This window comes from Mycobacterium sp. UM_Kg1, from assembly GCF_000972925.1.
Lineage (GTDB): Bacteria > Actinomycetota > Actinomycetes > Mycobacteriales > Mycobacteriaceae > Mycobacterium > Mycobacterium hiberniae.
On sequence record NZ_JRMK01000061.1, the window covers coordinates 1 to 24,109 of the forward strand.

Genomic DNA, 24,109 nt, shown 5'->3' on the forward strand with positions numbered 1-24,109 from the left:
AGATGTGTATAAGAGACAGCGTGCGCACCGGTCCGTCTGGGCAACGATGCGTCCGCGAGGCGGCTGTCGAAGTCTCGCGCTGGATCACGGCTCAGTCTACCCATAGAACGGCGATCACCCGAACCATTGGAATTCGAACCCGGTGCTGCGCTTTCTCAGCTCTCCTGCGCCACGCCCTGACCTGCTGCGCGCTCGGCTCCCTCGGCACCGGGTTCCGGGGTGTCGCTGCGGATATCGATGCGCCAGCCGGTCAGCCGGGCCGCCAGCCGGGCGTTCTGGCCTTCTTTGCCGATGGCCAGGGACAACTGAAAGTCCGGGACCACCACGCGCGCCGCCCGGGCGACCGGGTCGATCACCGTGACCGAGACCACCTTGGCCGGTGACAGGGCGTTGCCCACGAAGCGGGCCGGGTCCTCGTCGTAGTCGATGATGTCGATCTTCTCGCCGGCCAGCTCGCTCATCACATTGCGCACCCGTTGCCCCATCGGACCGATGCAGGCGCCCTTCGCGTTGAGCCCGGGAACCTTCGAGGCCACCGCGATCTTGGATCGGTGCCCGGCTTCGCGGGCGACCGCGACGATCTCCACCGAACCGTCGGCGATCTCGGGAACCTCCAGGGCGAACAGCTTGCGCACCAGGTTCGGGTGGGTGCGCGACAGCTCGATCCGGGGCTCGCGCAGTCCGCGGGTCACCCCGATGACGTAGCAGCGCAGGCGGTCGCCGTGCTCGTAGGCCTCGCCGGGGGCCTGCTCCGCGGGCCGGATGACCCCGTCGAAACCCTTGGCCTCGGTCCCCAGCCGCACCACGATGACACCGCGGGCGTTCTCCCGGGCGTCGCGCTGCACGACGCCGGCGACGATGTCGCCCTCGCGGGCGGAGAACTCGCCGTAGGCCTTCTCGTTCTCGGCGTCGCGCAGCCGCTGCAGGATCACCTGACGCGCCGTGGTGGCCGCGATCCGGCCGAACCCCTCCGGGGTGTCGTCGTATTCGCTGATCACGTTGCCGTCGGCGTCGGTCTCGCGCGCCAGCACCCGCACCACACCGGTTTTGCGGTCGACGTCGATCACCGCGTCGGCCTGGTGACCTTCGGTGTGGCGGTAGGCGGTGAGCAGAGCCGACTTGATCGTGTCCACGACCACATCGACCGAGATGCCCTTGTCGGCCTCGATCGCGTGCAGCGCCGCCATGTCGATGTTCATAAGCGCCACTCCTCTTCGTCGCCGGCGCGGGTCATGCTCCGGCCTCCGTTCCGGTGTCCCGGGCCTGCAGGCCCGCTAACTCCAACTCACGCGCGCTCGGCGGCGAGAACTCGACCTGTACCACCGCCCGGCTGATGTCACTCAACGGCAGGCGGCGCAGGTTCCAGTCCCGGCCGGCGCGCACGACCAGCGTCACGACGGCATCGGCGACCACGCCCATCCGGCCAGTCAGGGTGCTCCCGTCGGACAGCGTCAGCTCGACTTTGCGGCCGTGTGCCCGACGGAAATGTTTCGGGGTGGTCAGCGGCCGGCCCACCCCGGGCGAGCTGACCTCCAGCACGTACTGGCTGTCGAAGGCCAGGGTGTCGAGCAGGGCCGAGGCCGAACGCGACAGCGCGGCGGCGGTGTCCAGATCCAGCGGGGTGTCGCCGTCGGCCACGACGGTGATGCGCGGCAGCGGATCGCGCTCGTCGACGAGGACCTCTTCGATCTCATACCCGGCACGGCTGAACTCAGCATCGAGCAGCTCGATCACCTGTGTCTGGGAAGGTAGCCCGGTGGGCACGGCGAGCTCCTCATCTTGAGTTGTCCAGTCGGCGCGTTCCTACGCGCCGGGCGCGGCCAGGAACCAGTCATCAACGATACGCCGTGGGAAACACAGCCACAGCAAACCGGCAAAAGCGCGAGCCAGAGTATCGCGGCCCGTCGGCGGCCACGTCACGTCCCCCGGATGCGGGCGTGGTGGCAGGATGTCTTAAATGCCCAGCCCCCCATCCGCCATCGACCGACGGCGCGTGCTGACCGGGGCCGGAATGCTCGCCCTGCTGGCGGTCGTGGCGCCGGCCTGCGGTTCGGCCCCGACCCCGCCCGCCGTCGGCGAACTGGAGGCGCAACGCCGGCTCGCGCTGCGCGACAGTGCGCTGGCGGCCGCTGCGGCCGCGGCGCTGACCGACCCGGACGCCAAGGCACTGAACGCCGCACTGGATCAGGTCTCGCAGGAGCGCGCCGAGCACGCCCGCTCGCTGGCCGCCGAGATCACCCGCACCACCGGAAAGCCCATCCCCGACGACTCGCAGGCCACCACGGCGCCGGATGACTCCGGGCCGACCGTTTCGCAGGTGATCAACGCTTTGCGGGAGGCGGCCGAAGGTGCCGGCGCGCTGGCTGTCGCGTCGTCGGGGTACCGGGCGGGCCTTTTGGCCTCGATCGCCGCCGCCTGCACCGCCTCCTACGCTGTCTCCTTGGTGATGCAGGCATGACATCTCCCGAACCCGGCCCGGTCTCCGGGCCCGACGCCGCGCTGCGAGCTGCGCTGACGACCGAATACGGCGTCGTCTACGGCTACGGCCTGGTGTCGGCGTACTCGCTGCCGGAGTTCAACGGCCTGGTGGTCACCGCCATCCGCCGCCACCGCGAACGCCGGGACCGCACCATCGCGCTGTTGACCGGCCGCGGTGTTGCGGTGCCGCCCGCCGCCGCCGGCTATCAGGTGCCCACTCCGGTGACCACCTCCGATGACGCGTTGCGGCTGGCGGTCCGGATGGAAAACGACACCGCGACAGCCTGGCGTGCGGTGGTCGAGCAGGCCCACGAGGCCGGCGATCGGGAATTCGCGGCGACCGCGCTGGGCCAGAGCGCGGTGCTGGCCGCACACTGGAGCCGCGCACTGGGAGACTGGCCGATCACCCAGGCCTTCCCCGGCGGCGCGGACTAGCCGACGGCGGGCGGCCTGCCGGGTCCGCGGCCCCGGTCAGCGCCCGAGCGCCGCCCGGACCTGCTGGGCCAAGTCCGCACCCACGGCCAGCTCGCGGGTCTGCCCGGAGAAGCGGTCCCGCAGCTCGACGACACCGTCGGCCCAGCCGCGTCCGACCACCACGATCCACGGCACGCCGAGCAACTCGGCGTCCTTGAACTTCACCCCCGGTGAGGCCTGCCGGTCGTCGAAGAGCACCTCCAGACCGAGACGGTCCAGCTCGGCGGCCAGCTCGGTCGCACCGGCACGGGCCGCGTCGTCTTTGTTCGCGATCACCACGTGCACATCGAAGGGGGCCACCTGCGACGGCCAGCGCAGGCCCAGTTCGTCGTGCTGCTGTTCGGCGATCACCGCGACCAGCCGCGACACCCCGACACCGTAGGAGCCCATCGTGAGCCGCACCGGGCGGCCGTCCTCGCCGAGGACATCGACGCCAAAGGCGTCGGTGTACTTGCGGCCCAGCTGGAAGATATGGGCGATCTCGATGCCCCGCGCGCTGACCAGCGGACCCGCCCCGTCCGGCGAGGGATCGCCGTCGCGGACCTCGGCCGCCTCAATGGTGCCGTCGGCGACGAAGTCGCGCCCGGCCACCAGCCCCACCACGTGCTTACCGGGCGCGTCGGCACCGGTGATCCAGCTGGTGCCGTCCACCACCCGTGGGTCGACCAGGTAGCGGACTCCGTTGTCCAACAATGCCTTCGGCCCGATATAGCCCTTCACCAGGAACGGGTGCTCGGCAAAATCCTTGTCGTCGAGCAGGGTGTACTCGGCGGGTTCGAGGGCTGCCCCGAGCCGCTTGTCGTCGATCTCGCGGTCCCCGGGCACCCCGATGCCCAACAGTTCCCAGTCGCCGTCGGGTTGGCGGACTTTGAGCAGGACGTTCTTGAGGGTGTCGGCGGCGGTGACGGTGCGGTCGAGGGCACCGTTGGCCCAGTCCACCAGGGTGGCGATGGTCGGTGTGTCGCCCGTGTCGTGAATCTGCGGCTCGGCCAAGCCGTCCAGCGGCAGCGGCTCGGGGCGGGCGGTGACCACCGCTTCGACGTTGGCGGCGTAGCCCGACTCCACACAGCGCACGAAGGTGTCTTCGCCGACGGCGCTCTCGGCGAGGAACTCCTCGGAGGCCGATCCGCCCATGGCGCCGGAAACCGCCGAGACGATCACGTAGCGCACGCCGAGCCGGTCGAAGATCCGCTGGTATGCCGCGCGGTGCGCGTCGTAGGCGGCGGCCAGGCCGGCATCGTCGACGTCGAAGGAATAGGAGTCCTTCATCACGAACTCGCGGCCGCGCAGAATCCCGGCCCGGGGCCGCGCCTCGTCACGGTATTTCGGCTGGATCTGGTACAGCACGACCGGGAAGTCCTTGTACGAGCTGTACTCCCCCTTGACCGTCAGGGTGAACAGTTCCTCATGGGTGGGGCCGAGCAGATAGTCGTTGTCGCGGCGGTCCTTCAACCGGAACAGGCCGTCGCCGTATTCGGTCCAGCGGTTGGTCGTCTCGTACGGGGCGCGCGGCAACAGCGCCGGGAACAGGATCTCCTGGCCGCCGATGGCGTTCATCTCCTCGCGCACCACCCGCTCGATGTTGCGCAGCACCCGCAGGCCCAGGGGCAGCCAGCTGTACAGACCGGGGGCGATCGGCCGGATGTAGCCGGCCCGCACCAGCAGCTTGTGGCTGGGAACCTCGGCATCGGCGGGGTCGTCGCGCAGGGTGCGCAGGAACAGTTCGGACATCCGGGTGATCACAGCGGGAGAGCCTATCTTTCGCGACGGGCGGACGCCGACTCGCACCGCGGAGCCCGCCGGGGCCGCCGGGGCCGCCACCGGCCGGCTACAGCTTTCCGGCCTCCACCGCCTCAAGGGTGTGCTGGGCGCGGGCGATCTGATCGGCGGGGAAACCGATGAGCAGCGCCGCACCGCCCACCAGCAGGGCGATCGCGGCCACCCACAGCAATGAATAGGTGTAGCCGTGCCCCAGCGCATCCAGCTGGGCGGGTGTCATGTTCTTCACCGGACCGCCGGTGCCGCCCAGGTAGAGCGTGCGCGAGGTCTGCACGGCCTGGATGACGACCAGCACCACCGGACCGCCGAGGTTGTAGACCATCAGGGTGATCGCCGAGACGGGACCGATCTCGCGGGGACCGACCTCGGCCAGGGCGCACAGCGGCAGAATCACCGCGATCGTCCCGATCCCCAGGCCACCCACCACGATGGGTGTGAACAGATCCGGGAAGTACGGAATGTCGCGGGTCAGCGTGGACCCGTACAGCATGGCACCCCAGACAAGCGCTCCGCCGCCGATGACCAGCCAGCGTGGTGCGATCAGCGGCGCCATCCGGGCCGCCAGCACCGTGCCGACGCCGAATGCCACCGCGAACGGGATGAAGCAGATGCCGGCCCGCAACGCCGAGTAGCCCAGCACGTCCTGCACCAGGAGCGCGATCATCACCGTCAACGTCAGCATCACCCCGCCGGCCATGAACAGCGCGACGAACGTCATCACCCGATTGCGGTTGTCGAACACCTCCGCGGGAACCAGCGGGTTGACCGCGAAACGTTCGACCAGAAAGACCCCCGCGAAGCACACGACTGCAGCCGCTGCCGAGCCGAAAACCAGGGGGCCGGTCCAGCCGTGCGACGGGCCCTGCGTGAACACCAGCACCGCGGCACTGCACCCGGCGGTGGCCAACAGCGCCCCGGGCAGGTCCAGGCGCAACCGCTCGCGGTAGGTCTCGTTCACCCGCGCCGCCGCGATCGCAATGATCGCGATCCCGATCGGAATGTTGATCAGGAAGGCCAACCGCCACGACACCACCGTCAACGCCCCGCCGAGCACCAGGCCCAGCACCGACCCCAAGCCCTGCATGGCAGCCGAAACCGCCAGTGCCTGATTACGAGCGCGCCCGGGGGCGTAGGTGGTGGCGATCAGCGCCAGGCCGGTCGGTGCGGCGACTGCGGCACCGATGCCCTGGACAGCCCGCGCGGCGATCAGGGTGGCGGTGTCGGTGGCCAACCCGCAGACCAGCGAGGCGAGCGTGAACAGGCCCACCCCGGAGATGAACGCTCGCTTGCGCCCGATGGCGTCGCCCACCCGGCCGCCGAGCAGCAACAGGCCGCCGAAGGTCAGGACGTAAGCGGTGATGACCCAACTCTTGGCGGCATCGGACAGGTCGAGGTCGGCCTGCATCCGCGGCAACGCCACCACGACGATGGTGCCGTCCAGCGTCGACATCAACTGCATGCCGGTGATCGCCAGGACGGCGATCCCGAGCACGCTCGTCGACGGCGAGCGGCCAGCCGACTGGGCATCCCCCCGCGCCGCCATAGCTGGCCAGCTTAGCGACAGCGGACCCGCTCAGCCGGGCATTCGAGGCGAAGTCAGAGAGTGCCGGCGCCGAAGGCGTCCTGCACGTCCTGGGCGTGCGCCACCTGCTTGGCGGTGTACCCGATCAGCAGGGAGATCGCGCCGACCAGGACCGCCACCGCGGCAATCCACAGCAGCCCGTAGGTGTAGGCGGAGTCCAGCGCCGCGATCTGCGCGGGGTTCATGGTTTTGACCGGCATGTTGGTGCCGCCGAGGTACAGGGTGCGCGAGGTGATGACGGCCTGGATGACCGCCAGCACGATCGGTCCGCCCAGGCTTTGCAGCATCAGGGCGATGGCTGATGTGGGGCCGATCTGGTCGAAGCCCACGCCGGTGATCGCCGACAGGGTCAGCGGCACCACGATCACGCCGATCCCGAGCCCGCCGAGCACGATCAACGTGACGAAGTTCGGGAAGTACGGGAGGTTCCGGTTGATCGTCGAGCCGTAGATCATCGCGCCCAGCAACACGACGCCACCGGCGATCACCAGCACCCGGGGCGGGAACCGGCGCACCAGCTGCGAGGACGCCGCCAGGCCCACCCCCAGGCCGATCACGAAGGGGATGAATCCGACGCCGGCGCGCAGCGCCGAATAGCCCATCAGATCCTGCACGTAGAGACCGATGGTCACGGTCAAGGTGAACAGCACGCCGCCGGCGAGGAAGATCGCCGCGAAGGTCAGCAGCCGGTTGCGCTCCTTGAACAGGCTGAACGGCACCACCGGGTTCTCGGCGGTGCGTTCCACCACGGCGAATGCGAGCAATGCCACGATCGCCAGCCCCCCCGAGCCGATGGTGACGACCGAGACCCAGCCCTTCTCCGGACCGATCGTGAAGGCGAACACCGCCGCCGTGCAGCCCAGCGTCGCCAGCAGCGCGCCGGCGGCATCCAGCTTCATCCGCTCCCGGTGGGTCTCGGTCAGCGCGGTACGGGCCAGGTAGATCATCAGCAGGCCGATGGGCACGTTGATCCCGAACGCCAGGCGCCACGAAACCTCGGTCAGCGCGCCGCCGATCACCAGGCCCATCACCGACCCGACAGCGGTCATCGCGCCGAATATCGCGGTGGCGGCATTGCGGGCCGGCCCCTTGGGGAAGGTGGTGGCAATCAGCGCCAGTGCGGTCGGCGAGGCGATGGCCGAGCCGACACCCTGCAGGAGCCGCGCGATCACCAGCGTGGGGGCATCCCAGGCCACGGCACACAAGACAGAGGCGATGGTGAACAGCGCAACCCCGCTGATGAAGGTGCGCTTGCGGCCGATGGTGTCGCCGAGCCGTCCGCCGAGCAGCATCAGGCCGCCGAACGTCAGCACGTAGGCACTGATCACCCAGCCCCGCCCCGCATCCGACAAGCCCAAGTCGTCCTGGATCTTGGGAAGCGCGACGATGGCGACGGTGCTGTCCATGGTGGCCAGCAGCTGCATGCCGCCGATGGCGATCACGGCGTAGATGAAGCGACGGGACGGCAGCCGGGAGGCGACATATTTGCTGGTCCAGCTCACGAGATCGGAGCCGGACCGCCCCGCGGGAACCGATCCGCCGGCGCCTTCGGACCGCTGTGAGGTCACCCGTCCTGCATCATCGAGTGCAGTCATAAGCGGCTACCCTACAGTAATTATTAAGAGCTGTTTAAACCCCGAAGTCCGCGACGGCCCCGATAATCACGATCGCTGGAGGTCGGATGCCCTCCGCGCGGATTTTCTCGGGCGCGTCGGCCAGGGTCGCACGCAGCGTGTGCTGGGCGGGCGTGGTGCCGTGTTGCACTACCAGAACCGGTGTATCCGCAGGTCGTCCGCCCTTTTGCAGGACCGCGCTGAATTGTTCGATGCGTTCGATCGCCATCAGCAGCACGATGGTTCCGCGCATCGCGGCCAGGGCGTCCCAATTCACTAACGATTCGGGATCGTCGGGGGCAACGTGGCCGCTGACCACCACAAACTCGTGGTTCACGGCGCGATGAGTGACGGGCACACCGGCCAGGGCCGGTACCGCTATGGCACTGGTCACACCCGGCACAACCGTCACGGGAATACCGGCTTCGACGCAGGCCTGAACCTCTTCGTAGCCGCGGGCGAAGACGAACGGGTCGCCGCCTTTGAGCCGCACCACGAATTTACCGGCCCTGGCGCGATCGATCAGCAGCGCGTTGATGGCGTCCTGGGCCATCGCCCGGCCGTAGGGGATTTTGGCCGCGTCGATGACTTCGACGTTCGGCGACAGTTCGGCGAGCAGCTCGGGCGGGGCCAGCCGGTCGGCCACAACCACGTCGGCGTGGAAGAGCATGCGGCGCCCGCGCACGGTGATCAGCTCCGGATCGCCGGGGCCACCGCCCACCAGTGCCACGCCGCCGCGCACCACATCGGCGGCGGCCTGTGCCTCGGTGATGGTGCCGTCCTGCAGTGCCTCCCGGATGGCCGAGCGGATAGCCGCCGACCGGTTGTGCTCGCCACCGGCCAGCACGCCCACCGACAAACCGGAATAGCCGAAGGTGGCCGGGGTGACTGCGGACCCGTCGACGGCCCGATCGGCACGCACACAAAAGATTTGACGCCCATCGGCCTCGGCCACGACGGCCGCGTTGACCTCCGGGTCGTCGGTGGCGGCGATCGCGTACCACGCCCCGGCCAGATCCCCGTCGCGGTAGGCGCGCGAGACCAGCGTGATGCCGGGCCGGCGCCCGTCCAGCGCTTCGACGGCCGGGGTGGCGCTGGGTGCGATCACCGTCACCTCGGCACCGCTGTCCACCAGCAGCGGCAGCCGGCGTTGCGCAACGCTGCCCGCGCCCACGACGACGACTTTGCGGCCGGCCAGCCGCAAACCGGCCAGGTAGGGGTTCTCGGTCACCCGGTAACTCTAGTGGCGACCGCCAGCGCGGCGAAGCCGGGCGCAGCGGGGTTCAGGTGAGCTGAAGCTGTCGGCTGCCCCACTCCCACACCTGCTCGAACAGCGCGGGCTGGTCGGCGAGCCGGGTCCCCAGCGAGGGCACCATCTCGGTGAGCACCGTCCGCCAGGCGGGGAATCTCGCGGGGAAGCAGCGCTGCAGGACCTCGAGCATCGCCGGCACCGCGGTCGAGGCGCCGGGCGAGGCGCCGAGCAACCCGGCGAGGCTGCCATCGGCGGCGCTGACGATCGTGGTGTCGAATTCCAGACGCCCAGCACGGATCACCTGCACCCGTTGGCCTGCCCGGATCTCCTGCCAGTCCGCGTCCTGGGCGTGGGGCAGGAACTCCCGCAGCGCATCGACCCGGGCGCCATGCGTGCGCCGAAGCTGGCCGAGCAGGTAGCCGACCAGTGCGCGCTCCCGGAAGCCTGCGCTCACCAGCGATCTCGCGTTGCCGGCGCGGACCGACCGCGGCAAGTCCGTGAGGCGACCGTGCTTGAGAAACCTCGGCGACCACCCGGCAAAGGGGCCGAACAGCAGCGAAGCGGCGCCGTTGACCGTCCGGGCGTCCAGGTGCGGGGCGGTCGTCGACGGCGCGCCCATGGCCGGGGCGCCGTACACCTTGGCGCGGTGTCCAGCGGTGAGCCGGTCGGCCCCGCAGCGCAGGAAGACCCCGCTGATCGGGAAACCGCCATAGCCGCGGGCTTCGGGGATCCCCGAGCGCTGCAGCAGTCCCAGCGTCGCTCCCCCGGCGCCGAGAAAGACGAAGGCCGCTTTGAGCCTTCGTCTTTCGCCGGTGCGGCGGTTGCGCAGATCCAATATCCAGCCGCCGTCTGACGCTCGCTGCAGCGAGCGCACCTCGTGGCCGAACAGCGCCGCGCTGCCGTGGCGGGTCCCGTAGTCGATCAGCTGGCCGGTCAGCTCCCCGAAGTCGACGTCGGTGCCATGCTGAGCCCAGTCGAGGGCTACCGGGATGGCGGGACTTCGACCTGCGGCCATCGCCGGCAGGCGCGCGGCGAACTCCCCGAAATCGGTGATGAACTCCATCCCGCCGAACAACGGATTGCCGGCCAGTGCCTGGTGCCGCCGACGCAAGTAGTCCACGCCGGCGGCCCCCCGCACAAAACTGACGTGCGGAATCGGATGCACGAAATCCCGCGGCCGCCGCAGCAGGCCGTTCTGCACCGCGTAGGCCCAGAACTGGCGGGTCACCTGGAACTGCTCGTTGACCCGAATCGCCTTGGCGATGTCGATCGAACCGTCGGGCAGCGCAGGGGTGTAGAAAAGCTCGCACAGCCCGGCGTGGCCGGTGCCCGCGTTGTTCCATGGGCCGCTGCTCTCGCCCGCGGCGTCCTCCAGCCGTTCGACCACGGTGATCGAGACGTCCGGCTCCAAACGCCGAAGTATCGCCCCCAAAGTGGCGCTCATGATCCCCGCGCCGATCAGCGCTACGTCGGTCAGCTCGGTCCGAACCGATGTGGCCACGCCGTCAGACTATCCAGGACGGCACCGACCCGCCCCGCCTAGCCCCACCTGCCGTTAGGCCTCCACACCGTCTAGTCTTTCGCAATGGAGAGCTATGACCTTGCGATCATCGGAACAGGTTCTGGCAACAGCATTCTCGATGAGCGCTACGCCGATATGCGGGTGGCCATCTGCGAGCAGCACACTTTCGGCGGCACCTGCCTCAACGTGGGCTGCATTCCGACCAAGATGTTCGTCTATGCCGCCGAGGTGGCCAACACCGTAGCCCGGTCCTCTCGCTACGGGGTGGACGCCCACATCGACCAAGTCCGCTGGAGCGACATCGTCTCGCGGGTGTTCGGCCGGATCGACCCCATCGCCGCCGGCGGCGAGGAGTATCGCCGCAGCCTGCCCGGTGTCGATGTCTACAGCGAACACACCCGATTCGGCCCGGCCGGCTCCGATGGACGGTACGTGCTGATCACGGCCAGCGGTGAACAGCTCAGCGCCGAGCAGGTGGTGATCGCGGCAGGGGCGCGCTCGGCGATCCCGCCCGCCATCGCCGAAAGCGGCGCGCGTTACTACACCAGCGATGACGTGATGCGCATACCGGAGCTGCCCGAGCACTTGGTGATCGTCGGCGGTGGGTTCATCGCCGCCGAGTTCGCCCATGTGTTCTCCGCTCTGGGGGTGCGGGTCACCCTTGTCATCCGCGGCTCGGCCTTGCTGCGCCACTGCGACGAGACCGTGTCCGAGCGGTTCACCCGGATCGCCGCAGCCAAATGGGAGCTACGCACCCACCGTAACGTCGTCGCGGTTCGCAACGAGGGTTCAGGCGTCGCGGTGGAACTCGACGACGACTCCGTCCTGCACGCCGACGCGTTGCTGGTGGCAACCGGACGTATCCCCAATGGCGACCTGCTGGACGCCGGGCAGGCCGGAGTCAGCGTCGCCGGCGGCCGTGTGATCGTCGACAAGTACCAACGAACTTCTGCACGAGGCGTTTTCGCGCTCGGCGACGTTTCCTCACCGTATGAGCTCAAGCACGTGGCCAACCACGAGGCCCGGGTGGTGCAACACAATCTGCTGTGCGACTGGGACGACGTGGACGCGATGCGGACCACCGACCACCGCTACGTTCCGGCCGCGGTCTTCACCGATCCACAGATCGCCTCGGTCGGGTTGACCGAAACACAGGCTCGGGCTAAGGGTTTCGACATCTCGGTGAAGATTCAGAACTATGGCGACGTCGCCTACGGCTGGGCCATGGAGGACGAGACCGGATTCGCCAAGCTGATCGCCGAGCGCGACACCGGACGGCTGCTGGGCGCGCACATCATGGGCTACCAGGCATCGTCGATCATCCAGCCGCTGATCCAGGCAATGAGCTTCGGCCTCACCGCGCCGGAGATGGCCCGCGGCCAATACTGGATCCATCCGGCGCTGCCGGAAGTCGTGGAGAACGCACTGCTTGGGTTGGAATGCGGGGGCCCGCGATGAAATCCAGTCTGATGTCGCGGCAAGACCTCGATTTCCTGCTGTTCGACTGGCTGCGGGTAGACGAACTCACCCGGCGTGCCCGATTCGCCGAACACTCCCGCGAGACCTTCTCCGACACCCTCGACTTGTGCGAGCAGCTTGCCAGCCGCTATTTCGCTCCGCACAACAAGAAGAGCGACGCCCACGAGCCCACCTTCGACGGGACCACCGTCACCGTCATCCCGGAAGTCAAAGAGGCCCTCTCTGCGTGTGCCGACGCTGAGCTGATCGGCATGGCGATGGATTATCGGCTCGGTGGTGCGCAGCTGCCGGCGACGGTGGCCCAGGCCGGGTTCGCCTGGCTGATGGCCGCCAACGTCAGCACCGCCGGCTATGCCATGTTGACCATGGCGAATGCGAACCTGCTCGCGAAGTTCGGCACCGACGAGCAGATCGCCGCCTTCGTCAAACCCATGATCGCCGGTCGCTTCGCCGGGACCATGTGCCTGTCGGAGACCCAGGCCGGATCGTCGCTGGCCGACATCACCACCCGTGCGGAGCCGCGCACCGACGGCACCTACCGCCTGTTCGGATCGAAGATGTGGATCTCCGGCGGCGATCACGAACTGACCGACAACATCGTTCATCTGGTACTGGCCAAGATTCCGGGCGGCCCGGCCGGCACCAAGGGGATCTCGCTGTTCATCGTGCCGAAGTATCTGGTGAACTCCGATGGCACGCTGGGTGCGCGCAATGACGTTGTGCTGGCCGGGCTCAACCACAAGATGGGTTTTCGCGGTATCACCAACACGGTGCTCAATTTCGGTGAAGGCGGTCACCGGCCGGGCGGCGAGGCGGGCGCAGTGGGTTATCTCGTAGGCGCCCCGCACCGCGGTTTGAGCTACATGTTCCACATGATGAACGAAGCCCGGCTGGGTGTCGGCATGGGCGCGATCGCGCTGGGCTACACCGGCTACCTGAAGTCGCTGGACTATGCCCGCAGCCGACCACAGGGCCGCCCGGTGACGACAAAAGACCCCGCGGCGCCGCAGGTTGCGATCATCGAACACGCCGACGTCAAGCGGATGCTGTTGGCGCAGAAGTCCTACGTCGAGGGGGCACTCGCGTTGGCGCTGTATTGCGCGCGGCTCGTCGACCTCGCGAACACCGCCGCGTCCGACGAAGAACTCGACCACGCCACCGCGCTGCTGGACATTCTGACACCGATCGCCAAGAGCTGGCCGTCGCAGTGGTGCCTGGCCGCCAACGACCTGGCGATCCAGGTGCACGGCGGCTACGGCTATACCCGCGAGTACGACGTCGAGCAGCACTACCGAGACAACCGCCTCAACCCGATCCACGAGGGCACGCACGGCATCCAGAGTCTGGACCTGTTGGGCCGCAAGGTGGTGCAGCGCAACGGGGCCAGCCTGGCCGCACTACACGGCGCGATCACCGAGAGCGGCGCGGCGGCGCACCGAGCCGGTGGCGAACCGGCCGAGATGGCTACCCAGCTCGACGCGGTGGCCCAGCGGCTGGTGGCGGTTACCACCGGCATGTTCGCCGCCGGCGACATCGATGCCGCACTGGCCAACAGCGCGATCTACTTGGAGGCTTTCGGTCATGTGGTGATCGCCTGGATCTGGCTGGAGCAGGTGTTGGCAGCTGAGGGTCGCAGCGGTGACTTCTTCGACGGTAAGCGCCAGGCGGCCCGCTACTTCTTCCGCTACGAGTTGCCGAAGACCGGACCTCAACTCGACCTGCTGGAGAGCCTGGACCGGACAACTTTGGAGATGCGGCCCGAGTGGTTCTGACCTGCATCCACAGCGGGCCTAACCACTGTATTCAACTTCGGGGACCAAAGCCCCCTGGTGCCCCGATGTGCACCCGTGTCACAGTCTGGTCCAGACTGTGACATGACACCTGTCAAGTTTTTGATGACCGCGAGGAGTCCCAAGTGAGCGCGCCGACCACCCACCGCAACACCAGCGAGCACGGCCGAGTACTCGCCGACCCCCAGGCCTACACCGATAACGAGCGCCTGCACAGCTCACTGGCCTGGCTGCGCGCCAACCAGCCGGTGTCGTGGGTGGACGCCCCGCCGTACCGGCCGTTCTGGGCAGTCACCAAGCACACCGACATCATGGACATCGAGCGCGACAACGAGCTCTGGATCAGTGAACCGCGTCCAATGCTGCTACAGGCAGCGGTCGAGGACCGGGTCAAGGCCGACCAGGAGGCCGGGATCGGACTGCGCACGCTGATCCACATGGACGACCCGCACCACCGGGACATCCGCAAGATCGGTGCGGACTGGTTCCGCCCCAAGGCCATGCGCGACCTCAAGGTCCGCGTCGACGAACTGGCCAAACGCTACGTCGACCGGATGGCCGAGATCGGCCCGGAGTGCGACTTCGTCACCGAGATCGCCATCAACTTCCCGCTGTACGTGATCCTGTCACTGCTGGGCCTGCCCGAGGAGGACTTCCCGCGCATGCTCAAGCTGACCCAGGAGATGTTCGGCGGCGAGGACGCCGAGCACCAGCGCGGCCAGGGCGGCGCAGACGAGATCATGGCCGTGCTGCTGGACTTCTTCAATTACTTCTCCGCCCTGACTGCCTCGCGGCGGGCCAACCCCACCGGGGACTTGGCCTCGGCCATCGCCAACGGCCGTATCAACGGCGAACTCATGTCCGACATGGACACGCTGTCCTACTACGTCATCGTCGCCAGCGCCGGCCACGACACCACCAAGGACGCCATCTCGGGCGGTCTGTGCGCGCTGGTCGAGCACCAGGATCAGCTCGAGCGTCTCCAGAACGACATGAGCCTGGTGCCGCTGGCCGTCGAGGAAATGATCCGCTGGTCCACGCCGGTCAAGCAGTTCATGCGCACCGCCACCCGCGACACCGAGGTGCGCGGCGTGCCGATCGCCAAGGGTGAGTCGGTCCTGCTGTCCTACGTCTCGGCCAACCGCGACGAGGACATTTTCGACAACCCATTCACGTTCGACATCGCCCGCGACCCCAACAAGCACCTGTCATTCGGCTACGGCGTCCACTTCTGCCTGGGCGCGGCCCTGGCCCGCCTGGAGCTCAACAGCCTGTTCACCGAACTGGTGCCGCGCCTGGAGTCCATCGAGTTCGCCGGCACGCCCGAACTGTCGGCGACCACGTTCGTCGGCGGCCTCAAGCGCCTTCCGGTGCGGTACTCGATGCGCTGACACCGGCCGGCGAGTCGGAGTCGGTTGGGGGCTTCCTGCCGTAGACGTGTAGGGAGCCCTCGACCGTGGCGCACACATTCGTCGTGGTCGACGTCACCAGGGTGCTGATCTTGGTGTTTACAGCGGCGTGACGTAGGCCGAGCTGATCCCGCCGTCGACCAGGAAGGTCGAACCGGTGATGAACGATGCGTCGTCGCTGGCCAGGAAGGCCACAGCGGCCGCGATCTCCTCCGGTTCGGCGAACCGGCCGACCGGTACGTGCACCAACCGGCGCGCGGCACGCTCGGGGTCGGCGGCGAAAAGTTCTTGCAGCAGGGGGGTGTTCACCGGCCCGGGGCACAGCGCGTTGACGCGGATGCCCTGCCGGGCGTACTGCACCCCGAGTTCACGCGACATGGCCAGCACGCCGCCCTTGGATGCGGTGTAGGAGATCTGGGAGGTGGCTGACCCCATCACCGCGACGAACGATGCGGTGTTGATGATCGATCCGCGCCCGGCCGGCGCCATGTGCCGCAGCGCCGCCCGGCAGCACAGGTAGACCGATTTGAGGTTGACGTCCTGAACCCGCTGCCACGCGGGAAGCTCGGTGGTTTCGATCAGATCGTCGTCAGGCGGCGAGATACCGGCGTTGTTGAAGGCAATGTCCACCGAGCCGAAAGTCTGGGCTGCGGTGTCGAACAGGGCATCGACCTGCTCCTGATCGGAGACGTCGACCTGAACGAACAGGCCGTCGAGTTCGTCGGCGACCGCCGCGCCTGCCGTCTGGTCGAGGTCGCCGACCACGATCTGGGCGCCTTCGGAGCGCATCCGCCGCGCGGAGGCCAAGCCGATTCCGCCACCGGCGCCGGTCACCACGGCTACCCGGCCGGCCAGGCGTTGGGTCAGATCGGTCACTGCGTCTCCTTCACTGCGATGAATACGTTCTTGGTCTCGGTGAACGACAGCGGGGCGTCCGCGCCCAGCTCCCGGCCCAGCCCCGACTGTTTGAAGCCCCCGAACGGCGTGTTGAAGCGCACCGAGGAATGCGAATTGACCGACAGGTTACCGGCTTCCACGGCCCGCGACACCCGCAGCGCCCGGGACAAGTCGTTGGTCCAGATCGAACCGGACAGCCCATAGACGGTGTCGTTGGCCAGGGCGATGGCACCGGCTTCATCCTCGAACGGCAGCACGGTCACCACTGGGCCGAAGATCTCCTCGGTGACGCACCGGTCGGTGGCCGCCGGAGTCAACACCGTTGGCGGGAACCAGAAACCGGGACCGGTGGGCGCTTGGCCACGAAAGGCGACCGGGGCGTCGTCGGGAACGTAGGAGGCCACCTTCTCCCAGTGCGGGCGCGACACCAGCGGGCCCATCTCGGTGTCGCGTGATGTGGGGTCGCCGACCACGACACCGGCCACCGCGGGTTCCAGCAACTCCATGAACCGGTCGTAGACGCTCGCCTGCACCAGGATTCGGCTGCGGGCGCAGCAGTCCTGCCCGGCATTGTCGAACACGCCGTAAGGCGCCGTCGCCGCCGCCTGCTCCAGGTCGCAGTCGGCGAACACGACGTTGGCACTCTTGCCGCCGAGTTCCAGTGTTATCCGCTTCACCCCGGCGGCGCCGGCCTGCAGCACCCGGGTGCCGGTGGTCGTGGAACCGGTGAAGACGATCTTGGCCACGTCCGGGTGGGTGACCAGGCGCTCCCCCACCTCCGAGCCGCGACCGGGCAGCACCTGCAGCAGGTCGGGGTCCAGACCGGACTCGACCGCCAGTTCCGCCAGCCGCAGCGTGGTCAGCGGGGTCCACTCGGCAGGCTTGATCAGCACCGCGTTTCCGGCGGCCAGTGCCGGAGCGAAGCCCCATGCGGCGATCGGCATGGGGAAGTTCCACGGGGTGATGATCCCGACGACGCCCATCGGCTCGTGAAAGGTGACATCGAGCCCGCCGGCGACCGGGATCTGCTTGCCGGACAACCGTTCCGGGCTGGCTGCATAGAACTGCAGTACGTCGCGGACGTGCCCGGCCTCCCATTCGGCAGCCGAGATCGGATGGCCGGAGTTGGTGACCTCGATCGCTGCCAGCTCATCGATGTGGTCGCCGACCACGGCGGCGAAGTCTCGCAGCGCGGCGGCCCGCTCGGCCGGGGCACGTTTGGCCCATCGCTTCTGGGCAGCCTGTGCTCGGCGTACGGCGTCGTCGACCGCCGCGGCTTCCAGGTGCTCGACGGTGTCGAACACCGCCCCGGTGGCCGGGTTGATGAGTTCGTGGATCACTTGCCCACCCGCGCCGCCTCGTAGGTGCGCGCCGCCGCCACCAGTGCGGCGAACAGGCGCAGATCCTCTGGGGATTCCTCGGGATGCCACTGAACCGCGAGCACGAAGTCCTCCCCGGGAAGCTCGATCGCCTCGATGACCCCGTCGTCATCGCGCGCACTGACGACAAGTTTCGCACCCACCTCGGCGATGGCCTGATGGTGGTAGCACTGCACCTGGCAGGCCTGGCCCACCAGCCCGGCCAGCCGGGTTCCGGCGACGGTGCGCACCGCCATCGGCGTGAAGACTCCGTTGCCCGCCCGGTGCCCGCTGTTGCCGATCACGTCGGGCAGATGCTGGTGCAGTGTGCCGCCGAGGGCGACGTTGAGCACCTGGGCGCCACGGCAGATCCCCAGCACCGGCATGCCCCGGCGCATCGCCTCGTCCAACAGGGCGAATTCCCATGCGTCCCGGGTGGTATCGGGCCGATCCGTCTCGGCGTGCGGCTCCTGGCCGTACCCGCCGGGGTCGAGGTCCCGACCGCCGGTGATCACCAGGCCGGCCACGCCGTCGAGCACCCGCGCCGCGATCTGCGGGTTCACCGGTTGCGGCGGCAGCAGCACAGCGGTCCCACCGGCGCCGGTGATGCTCTGGATGTACTGAGCGGGCAGCAGGCCCGCCCGGGCATTCCAGACACCGAACTGCGCGCGGTCCAGATAGGTCGTCAGGCCGACTACCGGTCGGTCGTGCTCCTGCGGTTCAGAACCGCTCAAAACCCCGGACCCTCTCCCAATCGGTCACCGCGGTGGTGAAGGCATCCAGCTCCACCCGGGCGCTGTTCAGGTAATGCTCGACGACCTCGTCTCCGAAAGCCTTGCGCGCCACCGCCGATTCGGCGAACAGCTCCACCGCACCGGCGAGCGTTGTGGGCAGGTGCGGAAGCTCGGCACGGTAGGCATCGCCGTCGACCGGATCGGGCAGCGCAAGATCGTTGTCGATGCCGTACAGCCCCGCGGCGATCAACGCGGCCACGGCCAGATAGGGGTTCACGTCGCCGCCGGGAACCCGGCACTCCACCCGCATCGAGTCACCGTGGCCGAGCACCCGCAGCGCGCAGGTGCGATTGTCCAAGCCCCACGCGATCGCCGTGGGCGCGAAGCTACCGCCGACGAATCTCTTGTAGGAGTTGATATTCGGCGCGTAACACAAGGTCAGCTCGGGCAGCGTGGCCAGCACCCCGGCCAGGAAGGCGCGGAACAACGCGGACATGCCGTGCGGTGCGGCCGGGTCGGCGAACACTGCCGAACCTTCGGTGCTGCGCAGCGACAGATGCACGTGGCAGCTGTTGCCTTCGCGTTGGTCGAACTTCGCCATGAAGGTCAGGCTCTTGCCGTGCTGGTCGGCGATCTCCTTCGCGCCGCTCTTGTAGACGCTGTGGTTGTCGCAGGTCCTCAGCGCATCTTCGTAGCGGAAGGTGATCTCTTGCTGGCCGGTGTTGCACTCACCCTTGACGCCTTCGCAACGCAGGCCGGCGCCGGTCATCCCCCGCCGGATGTCGCGCAGCAGCGGTTCCAGCCGCGTCCCGGCGACTAGGCCGTAGTCGGCGTTGTAGTCAGTTCCCGGGGTCAGGCCCCGGTAGCCGTCCGCCCAGGCCTGCCGGTAGCTCTCCTCGAAGACCAGAAACTCCAGTTCCGTGGCGGCGTAGGCAACCAGGCCCCGCTCGGCCAGCCGGGCGCATTGGGCCGCCAGAATCTGGCGGGGTGCCACCGCGACCGGGCCGCCGTCCGGCCAATGCGCGTCGGCGAGCACGTGGGCGGTGCCGGGCAGCCACGGAATGCGGCGCAGGGTGGCGAAGTCCGGTTTGAGCACCATGTCGCCGTAGCCGGTCCCCCAGTCCGCGATCGAGTAACCGGGGACGGTGTTCATCTCCACGTCGACAGCCAGCAGGTAGCTGCAAACCTCGACGCCGTGTTCGGCGACCTCGGCGATGAAGTGCTCGGCCGCCACCCTCTTGCCGACCAGCCGGCCCTGCATGTCGGCGAAAGCCACCACGACGGTGTCGATCTCGCCGGAGGCGACCAGTTGCCGAAGCTCTTCCTGGGACAGCATCGCAGGCCGGGTCATTGCACTCCTTCGCCGACGACAATCCCCCTGACATTGAGAGTGCTGTCAGGCTACCCGGCCGCGATCAGTCCTTGAACTCCAGCCGACGGAATTTCGCCGAGCGGTAACAGTCCGCGCAGGTGGAACGGCGGATCTTTCCGCTGGTGGTGATGGGCAGCGAGCCGGGAGGGACAAGCACCAGGTCAGCGACCCGGACCCCGTGGCACCGCGAGACCGAGGCCGACACGTCTCTTTTCAGGGCGGCCAGCCGGTGCAGCTCCTCATCGACTGTGCTGTCCCGGGTCTTGACCTCGGCGATCACCACCAGCTTCTCGCCACCGTCGCCGCTGACCGGTACCGCGGCGACGCGGCCACCGGTGAGCTCCTGCACGGTGGCCTCGATGTCGTCGGGGTAGTGATTGCGGCCGTCCACGATCAGGAGGTCCTTGATGCGGCCGGCGACCACCATCTCGCCCTCGTGGATGACGCCCAGGTCTCCGGTGCGCAGCCAGGGCCCCATCGGTGTTCCCGCAGACGGCGACCGCAGCTGCCCTCCGAATGTGCGTTCGGTGTCCTCCGCGTTGTGCCAGTACCCGCCGGCGACGTTGGGCCCGTGCACCCAGATCTCCCCCACGCGCCCATCGGGCTGCTCGGTGTGCGATTCGGGGTCGACGATGCGCACCGTGCACGCGCGAGGCGCTCCGACGCTGACCAGTTCAGACCCGCCCGGCACGGCCTGCGCGGTCCCGGCGACCAGGTTCTCGTAGTCGAGCCGCAGGGTCACGGGGCGGTTCGCGCGCGGCGCCGAGGCGACGTAGACCATGGCCTCGGCGAGTCCGTACGACGGCGCCACCGCGTTGGCGGGCAGGTTGTACGGGGCGAAGCGTTCGGTGAAGCGGCGGATGGTGGCGGCATGGATGCGCTCACTGCCCGACAGGATGGTGTGCACGCCCCCCAGGTCCAGACCCGCCATGTCCTCGTCGCGGGTGCGGCGTGCGGCGAGTTCGAATGCGAAATTCGGCGCCGCGGTGAACGCGCAGGAGTTGACGGCGAGCTGCTCCATCCACCGGAAGGGCTTCTGCAGGAACGCCATCGGGCTCATCAGCACAGACTGGCGGTCCAGCAGGATCGCTCCCATCACGCCCATCAGCAGGCCCATATCGTGGTAGAAGGGCAGCCAGGAGACCAAGGTGGTGCCCGGCGGCGCCGCACCACCGCCGTCGAAGTAATCGGCCATCACCTGCTCGATGTTGGCGAACACGTTGCGGTGCGAGACCACAACGCCCCTCGGCGCGCCGGTCGAGCCCGACGTGTATTGCAGCAGGGCGGTCTTGGTCGGCATCGCGCCACTACCGGCCCAGGAGACCGGGGCGTCGAGATCGATCAGATCCACTTCAATGACTGCAACAGACCCACCGGCGCTGACGCATCCCGCGATATCGCCGGCGACGGCCGACGTGGTGAGCACAGCGGCTGGTGCGCAGTCCTGCAGCGCGGCGGTGACCCGCTCATCGCGGCTGCCGAAGGCCGGCACTGGCAGCGGCACCACGATGCAGCCGGCTTCCATCGCACCGAGGAACCCGACGATGTACTCCAGGCCCTGCGGCGCGAGCAGCGCCACGCGATCGCCGGGCGCGGCGACCGTGGCCACTTCGGCCGCAACCGCCTCGGTGCGAGCCAGAATCTGAGACCAGGTCAGGGTCTCGGAATAGCCGGCGGAATCCAGTTCGTAGTCGATGAACGTGTACGCCGGCCGGTCAGGCCCCTGGCGAACCCGTTCGCGCAGCAACGCCGGTATCGATTGCCCCCACGACAACATGCCATTCCCCCCACGGACGCTCAGCGTGACCCCCGCCGGCACACCCCCTTGCGCCGGCTAGCCGCAAACTACACCCCGCAGCTTGGTATCACCAGGTGCTGGCCCGCAGCACGATCTCCATCGCCAGTTGCGCGGTGAACTCCTGGGCGCTGCGCCGCCCGGGCAGCGTCACCAGGCGGTGCTCGCCGTAGACGAAGCGCTGACTGGCGTTGGCCACCGACGCCGTGGCCCGGGAACTGACCAGGACAGTGGTGTTGATCTCGACCGGGGGGCAGCGCTCATCGCGGATCACCCCGCTCAGATCCGGTGCGCGCGGATGGCCCCGGTCGAGCGCCACCAGGCCGGTGAAGCGGTCCGGGCGGGTGGCCGCGAGTTCCCAGGCGTTGTCCGCCCCGGTCCGGTCGCCCACCAGCACACCGCACTGCACGCCCAGCGAGTCGAGGATGCCGATCACCGACTTGGCCGTCAGGCGAGGATCCGCGCCGATCACGATGGTGCGCAGCGAGGCGGTGTGCAGCCGTTGACAGAGCGCGTCGTAGGCGGTCAGCGGGTGCTGCGCGGCGGCGAGCACCACGACCACGGACCCGTTTGACGGGCCTGCTGAATCGACGGGGATGGGGAACCCCTCGATGGTCATCATCGTGCCCGGCATCTGGGCCACGCTACCGCCAATCGGGCGGCGCGGGGGCGGTTTTCGGCGCCCCACGGTGCGCTGCAGACAACAGCCCCGCGGTCAGGGCAGCGTGAGTATCTCGGCTCCGTCGTCGGTGACCACGAGGGTGTGTTCGAACTGCGCACTCCACTGGCCGTCGCTGGTGACCACGGTCCAGTCGTCGTCCCAGATGTCGTAGTCCAGGCCGCCGAGGTTGATCATCGGCTCGATGGTGAAGGTCATGCCGGGCTCGATGACGGTGTCGACTTCTGGCTGGTCGTAATGCAGGACCACCAACCCGTTGTGGAACGTCGGCCCGATCCCGTGGCCGGTGAAGTCGCGGACGACGGTGTAGCCGAACCGGTTCGCATACGCCTCGATCACCCGACCGATGACCGACAGAGCCCGGCCCGGTTTGACCGCCTTGATGGCCCGCATGGTGGCTTCGTGGGTGCGCTCGACCAGCAGTCGGTGTTCCTGCGAGACGTCACCGGCCAGGAAGGTGGCGTTGGTGTCGCCGTGAACTCCGTCGATGTAGGCGGTGACATCGATGTTGACGATGTCACCGTCGGCGATCACGGTCGAGTCCGGGATGCCGTGGCAGATGACTTCGTTGAGCGACGTGCAGCAGGACTTGGGAAAGCCCTTGTAGCCCAGCGTCGAGGGATAGGCGCCGTGGTCGACCATGTACTCGTGGGCTATCCGGTCGAGCTCGTCGGTGGTCACGCCCGGGGCGACGGCCTTGCCCGCCTCGGCCAGCGCGCCGGCTGCGATCCGGCCGGCCACCCGCATCTTCTCGATCACCTCGGGCGTCTGCACCCAGGGCTCGGTACCTTCGGCGGCCGTGGCGCGGCCGACATACTCCGGTCGTGGGATGGACCGGGGCACCGGCAGCGTGGGCGATATCACGCCGGGGGAAAGCGGGGCTCGAACTGGCATTGGCCCAGCTTAACGGAGCTGTTCAGCGCCGCCAGCGCAGCTTGCGCCGGGGACCCCGGATGTCCACCGAGCCGCACACCACGCGTCCGGTCAGCACCAGGTGCGGAGTTCCCTCGGCAGGCGGGTCGCTCCGTCGGTCGCGGGCACTGCCGCCGTAGACCTCGACGTCGTCGATGGAGGCACTGGCGCCCTCGGGCAATCGGATGTCGACGGAGCCGAAGCGCATGTCGAGTTCGATGACCACCACCGGCCCGGCGAAGCGCGCCTTGGTGAGGTCGAGGTCGACCGAGCCCAGGCGCCGCACCAGGGCCAGCCGTGTCGGCACCACCCACTCGCCGTGGCGTTTGAGCGATCCGGCCCAGCCGCGCAGCTCGACCCGGTCGGCGGCCGAGGTGACGAATGCCCCCGGTCCGGGCAGGTCCCCGATCAGGTTGTCGAGGTCCGAGCGCATCCTGGCCTGCGAGACCTGCGCGGCGCGTTCCTCGAACTCTCCGATGTCGATCAGACCCAGCGAGACGGCGTTGTGCAGACGGCGCAGCGTGCCGTTGCGGTCCGCATCCGAGATGCGCAGCAAAGCGGCCACGTTGTCATCGGGACCGGTCATGGTTTCCCAATTTACCGCCGCCGGCCAGGCTGCGCAGTCCACGAACGACGGCGCGCGGCCGCTACAGCAGGAAGTTGTCCGGCAACGAGTCGAACATCACCTTCGTCATGCGGACGGCGTACTGCGAGCTGCCGCCACCGACGATGAGGGAGGCGAAGGCGAGGTCACCCCGGTACCCGGCGAACCAGGAGTGCGAACCCCCGGCGAATTCGGCTTCCCCGGTCTTGCCGAAGACCGGGCCACAGCCCGCGATGTCGCGTGCGGTGCCGTCGGTCACCACCAACCGCATCATCTGGCGCAGGCCGTCGAGGATCTCCGGGTCCACCGGGGCACCGACCGGCCCGTTGACCGTCGTCGGCCGGCCCTCGATCAGTCGGGGCACCTGTCTCTTATACACA

Annotated in this window: 20 protein-coding genes and 1 pseudogene; 5 read left to right on the forward strand and 16 right to left on the reverse strand. The window is 68.5% G+C overall.

Features of this window, described 5'->3' with window-relative positions; all coding sequences use genetic code 11:
• Positions 1-155 precede the first annotated feature (155 nt).
• Both nusA and rimP read right to left on the reverse strand, forming a co-directional pair.
• A complete protein-coding gene (gene nusA, locus LI92_RS11185; RefSeq protein WP_046318867.1) occupies positions 156-1,199 on the reverse strand; it encodes a transcription termination factor NusA in 1,044 nt (347 codons plus the stop codon).
• A 31-nt stretch (positions 1,200-1,230) separates the two neighbouring features.
• Positions 1,231-1,764 (reverse strand): ribosome maturation factor RimP, encoded by a 534-nt coding sequence (gene rimP / locus LI92_RS11190; protein WP_046318869.1) that lies wholly within the window; start codon positions 1,762-1,764, stop codon positions 1,231-1,233.
• A gap of 193 nt (positions 1,765-1,957) precedes the next feature.
• On the opposite strand from rimP, the gene LI92_RS11195 reads away from it, so the two are divergent.
• Positions 1,958-2,458: a hypothetical protein gene (locus LI92_RS11195; protein WP_046318871.1), complete on the forward strand. Its 501-nt coding sequence runs from the start codon at positions 1,958-1,960 to the stop codon at positions 2,456-2,458.
• Entirely contained in the window at positions 2,455-2,913 is a 459-nt protein-coding gene (locus tag LI92_RS11200) for a ferritin-like domain-containing protein (protein WP_046318874.1), read from the forward strand. The genes LI92_RS11195 and LI92_RS11200 overlap by 4 nt, the downstream gene beginning before the upstream one ends.
• A 36-nt stretch (positions 2,914-2,949) precedes the next feature.
• Here LI92_RS11200 and LI92_RS11205 read toward each other — a convergent pair whose 3' ends face one another.
• The 5 genes and pseudogenes from LI92_RS11205 to mqo all read right to left on the reverse strand — a co-directional run bounded on the left by LI92_RS11205 (position 2,950) and on the right by mqo (position 10,679).
• Positions 2,950-4,695: a proline--tRNA ligase gene (locus tag LI92_RS11205; RefSeq protein WP_046318876.1), complete on the reverse strand. Its 1,746-nt coding sequence runs from the start codon at positions 4,693-4,695 to the stop codon at positions 2,950-2,952.
• A gap of 85 nt (positions 4,696-4,780) precedes the next feature.
• The gene (locus LI92_RS11210; RefSeq protein ID WP_046318880.1) at positions 4,781-6,274 is read right to left on the reverse strand and encodes an MFS transporter; all 1,494 of its coding nucleotides are present in this window, start codon (positions 6,272-6,274) and stop codon (positions 4,781-4,783) included.
• 53 nt (positions 6,275-6,327) lie between these two features.
• Entirely contained in the window at positions 6,328-7,737 is a 1,410-nt protein-coding gene (locus LI92_RS11215; RefSeq protein ID WP_502691439.1) for an MFS transporter, read from the reverse strand.
• A 194-nt stretch (positions 7,738-7,931) separates the two neighbouring features.
• A pseudogene (gene cobA, locus LI92_RS11220) lies at positions 7,932-9,157 on the reverse strand (uroporphyrinogen-III C-methyltransferase).
• 52 nt (positions 9,158-9,209) lie between these two features.
• Positions 9,210-10,679 (reverse strand): malate dehydrogenase (quinone), encoded by a 1,470-nt coding sequence (gene mqo / locus LI92_RS11225; RefSeq protein ID WP_046318888.1) that lies wholly within the window; start codon positions 10,677-10,679, stop codon positions 9,210-9,212.
• 84 nt (positions 10,680-10,763) lie between these two features.
• Between mqo and mtr the strand changes: the two genes are divergently transcribed.
• The 3 genes from mtr (at position 10,764) to LI92_RS11240 (ending at position 15,360) form a co-directional block, all read left to right on the forward strand.
• Positions 10,764-12,158, forward strand: coding sequence for a mycothione reductase (gene mtr, locus LI92_RS11230; protein ID WP_046318890.1), 1,395 nt, complete (start codon positions 10,764-10,766; stop codon positions 12,156-12,158).
• Positions 12,155-13,951 carry an acyl-CoA dehydrogenase gene (locus LI92_RS11235; RefSeq protein ID WP_046318907.1) on the forward strand — a complete coding sequence of 599 codons (1,797 nt, stop codon included), beginning with the start codon at positions 12,155-12,157 and terminating at the stop codon, positions 13,949-13,951. The genes mtr and LI92_RS11235 overlap by 4 nt, the downstream gene beginning before the upstream one ends.
• 143 nt (positions 13,952-14,094) lie before the next feature.
• Positions 14,095-15,360, forward strand: a complete 1,266-nt coding sequence (locus LI92_RS11240) for a cytochrome P450 (RefSeq protein ID WP_046318892.1) — start codon at positions 14,095-14,097, stop codon at positions 15,358-15,360.
• A gap of 117 nt (positions 15,361-15,477) precedes the next feature.
• On the opposite strand, the gene LI92_RS11245 is transcribed toward LI92_RS11240, so the two are convergent.
• The 9 genes from LI92_RS11245 to LI92_RS11285 all read right to left on the reverse strand — a co-directional run.
• Positions 15,478-16,254 carry a 3-oxoacyl-ACP reductase gene (locus LI92_RS11245; protein WP_046318893.1) on the reverse strand — a complete coding sequence of 259 codons (777 nt, stop codon included), beginning with the start codon at positions 16,252-16,254 and terminating at the stop codon, positions 15,478-15,480.
• Complete coding sequence (locus tag LI92_RS11250; RefSeq protein ID WP_046318894.1) at positions 16,251-17,615, reverse strand: aldehyde dehydrogenase family protein; 1,365 nt, start codon at positions 17,613-17,615, stop codon at positions 16,251-16,253. Before LI92_RS11250 ends, LI92_RS11245 begins: the two co-directional genes overlap by 4 nt.
• On the reverse strand, positions 17,612-18,367 hold the full coding sequence (locus tag LI92_RS11255) for a gamma-glutamyl-gamma-aminobutyrate hydrolase family protein (protein ID WP_286135034.1): 756 nt from the start codon (positions 18,365-18,367) through the stop codon (positions 17,612-17,614). Before LI92_RS11255 ends, LI92_RS11250 begins: the two co-directional genes overlap by 4 nt.
• Positions 18,354-19,718, reverse strand: coding sequence for a glutamine synthetase family protein (locus LI92_RS11260; protein ID WP_046318898.1), 1,365 nt, complete (start codon positions 19,716-19,718; stop codon positions 18,354-18,356). Before LI92_RS11260 ends, LI92_RS11255 begins: the two co-directional genes overlap by 14 nt.
• Before the next feature lie 64 nt (positions 19,719-19,782).
• Positions 19,783-21,516 carry an AMP-binding protein gene (locus LI92_RS11265; RefSeq protein ID WP_046318901.1) on the reverse strand — a complete coding sequence of 578 codons (1,734 nt, stop codon included), beginning with the start codon at positions 21,514-21,516 and terminating at the stop codon, positions 19,783-19,785.
• Positions 21,517-21,604: 88 nt separating this feature from the next.
• A complete protein-coding gene (locus LI92_RS11270; RefSeq protein ID WP_046318908.1) occupies positions 21,605-22,168 on the reverse strand; it encodes an alpha/beta fold hydrolase in 564 nt (187 codons plus the stop codon).
• 81 nt (positions 22,169-22,249) lie between these two features.
• Positions 22,250-23,107 carry a type I methionyl aminopeptidase gene (gene map, locus LI92_RS11275; protein ID WP_046318903.1) on the reverse strand — a complete coding sequence of 286 codons (858 nt, stop codon included), beginning with the start codon at positions 23,105-23,107 and terminating at the stop codon, positions 22,250-22,252.
• A gap of 22 nt (positions 23,108-23,129) precedes the next feature.
• Positions 23,130-23,711, reverse strand: a complete 582-nt coding sequence (locus LI92_RS11280) for a DUF1707 SHOCT-like domain-containing protein (protein ID WP_046318905.1) — start codon at positions 23,709-23,711, stop codon at positions 23,130-23,132.
• A gap of 61 nt (positions 23,712-23,772) precedes the next feature.
• A partial coding sequence (locus LI92_RS11285) for a penicillin-binding transpeptidase domain-containing protein (protein ID WP_286135035.1) occupies positions 23,773-24,109 on the reverse strand: 337 nt, incomplete at its 5' end.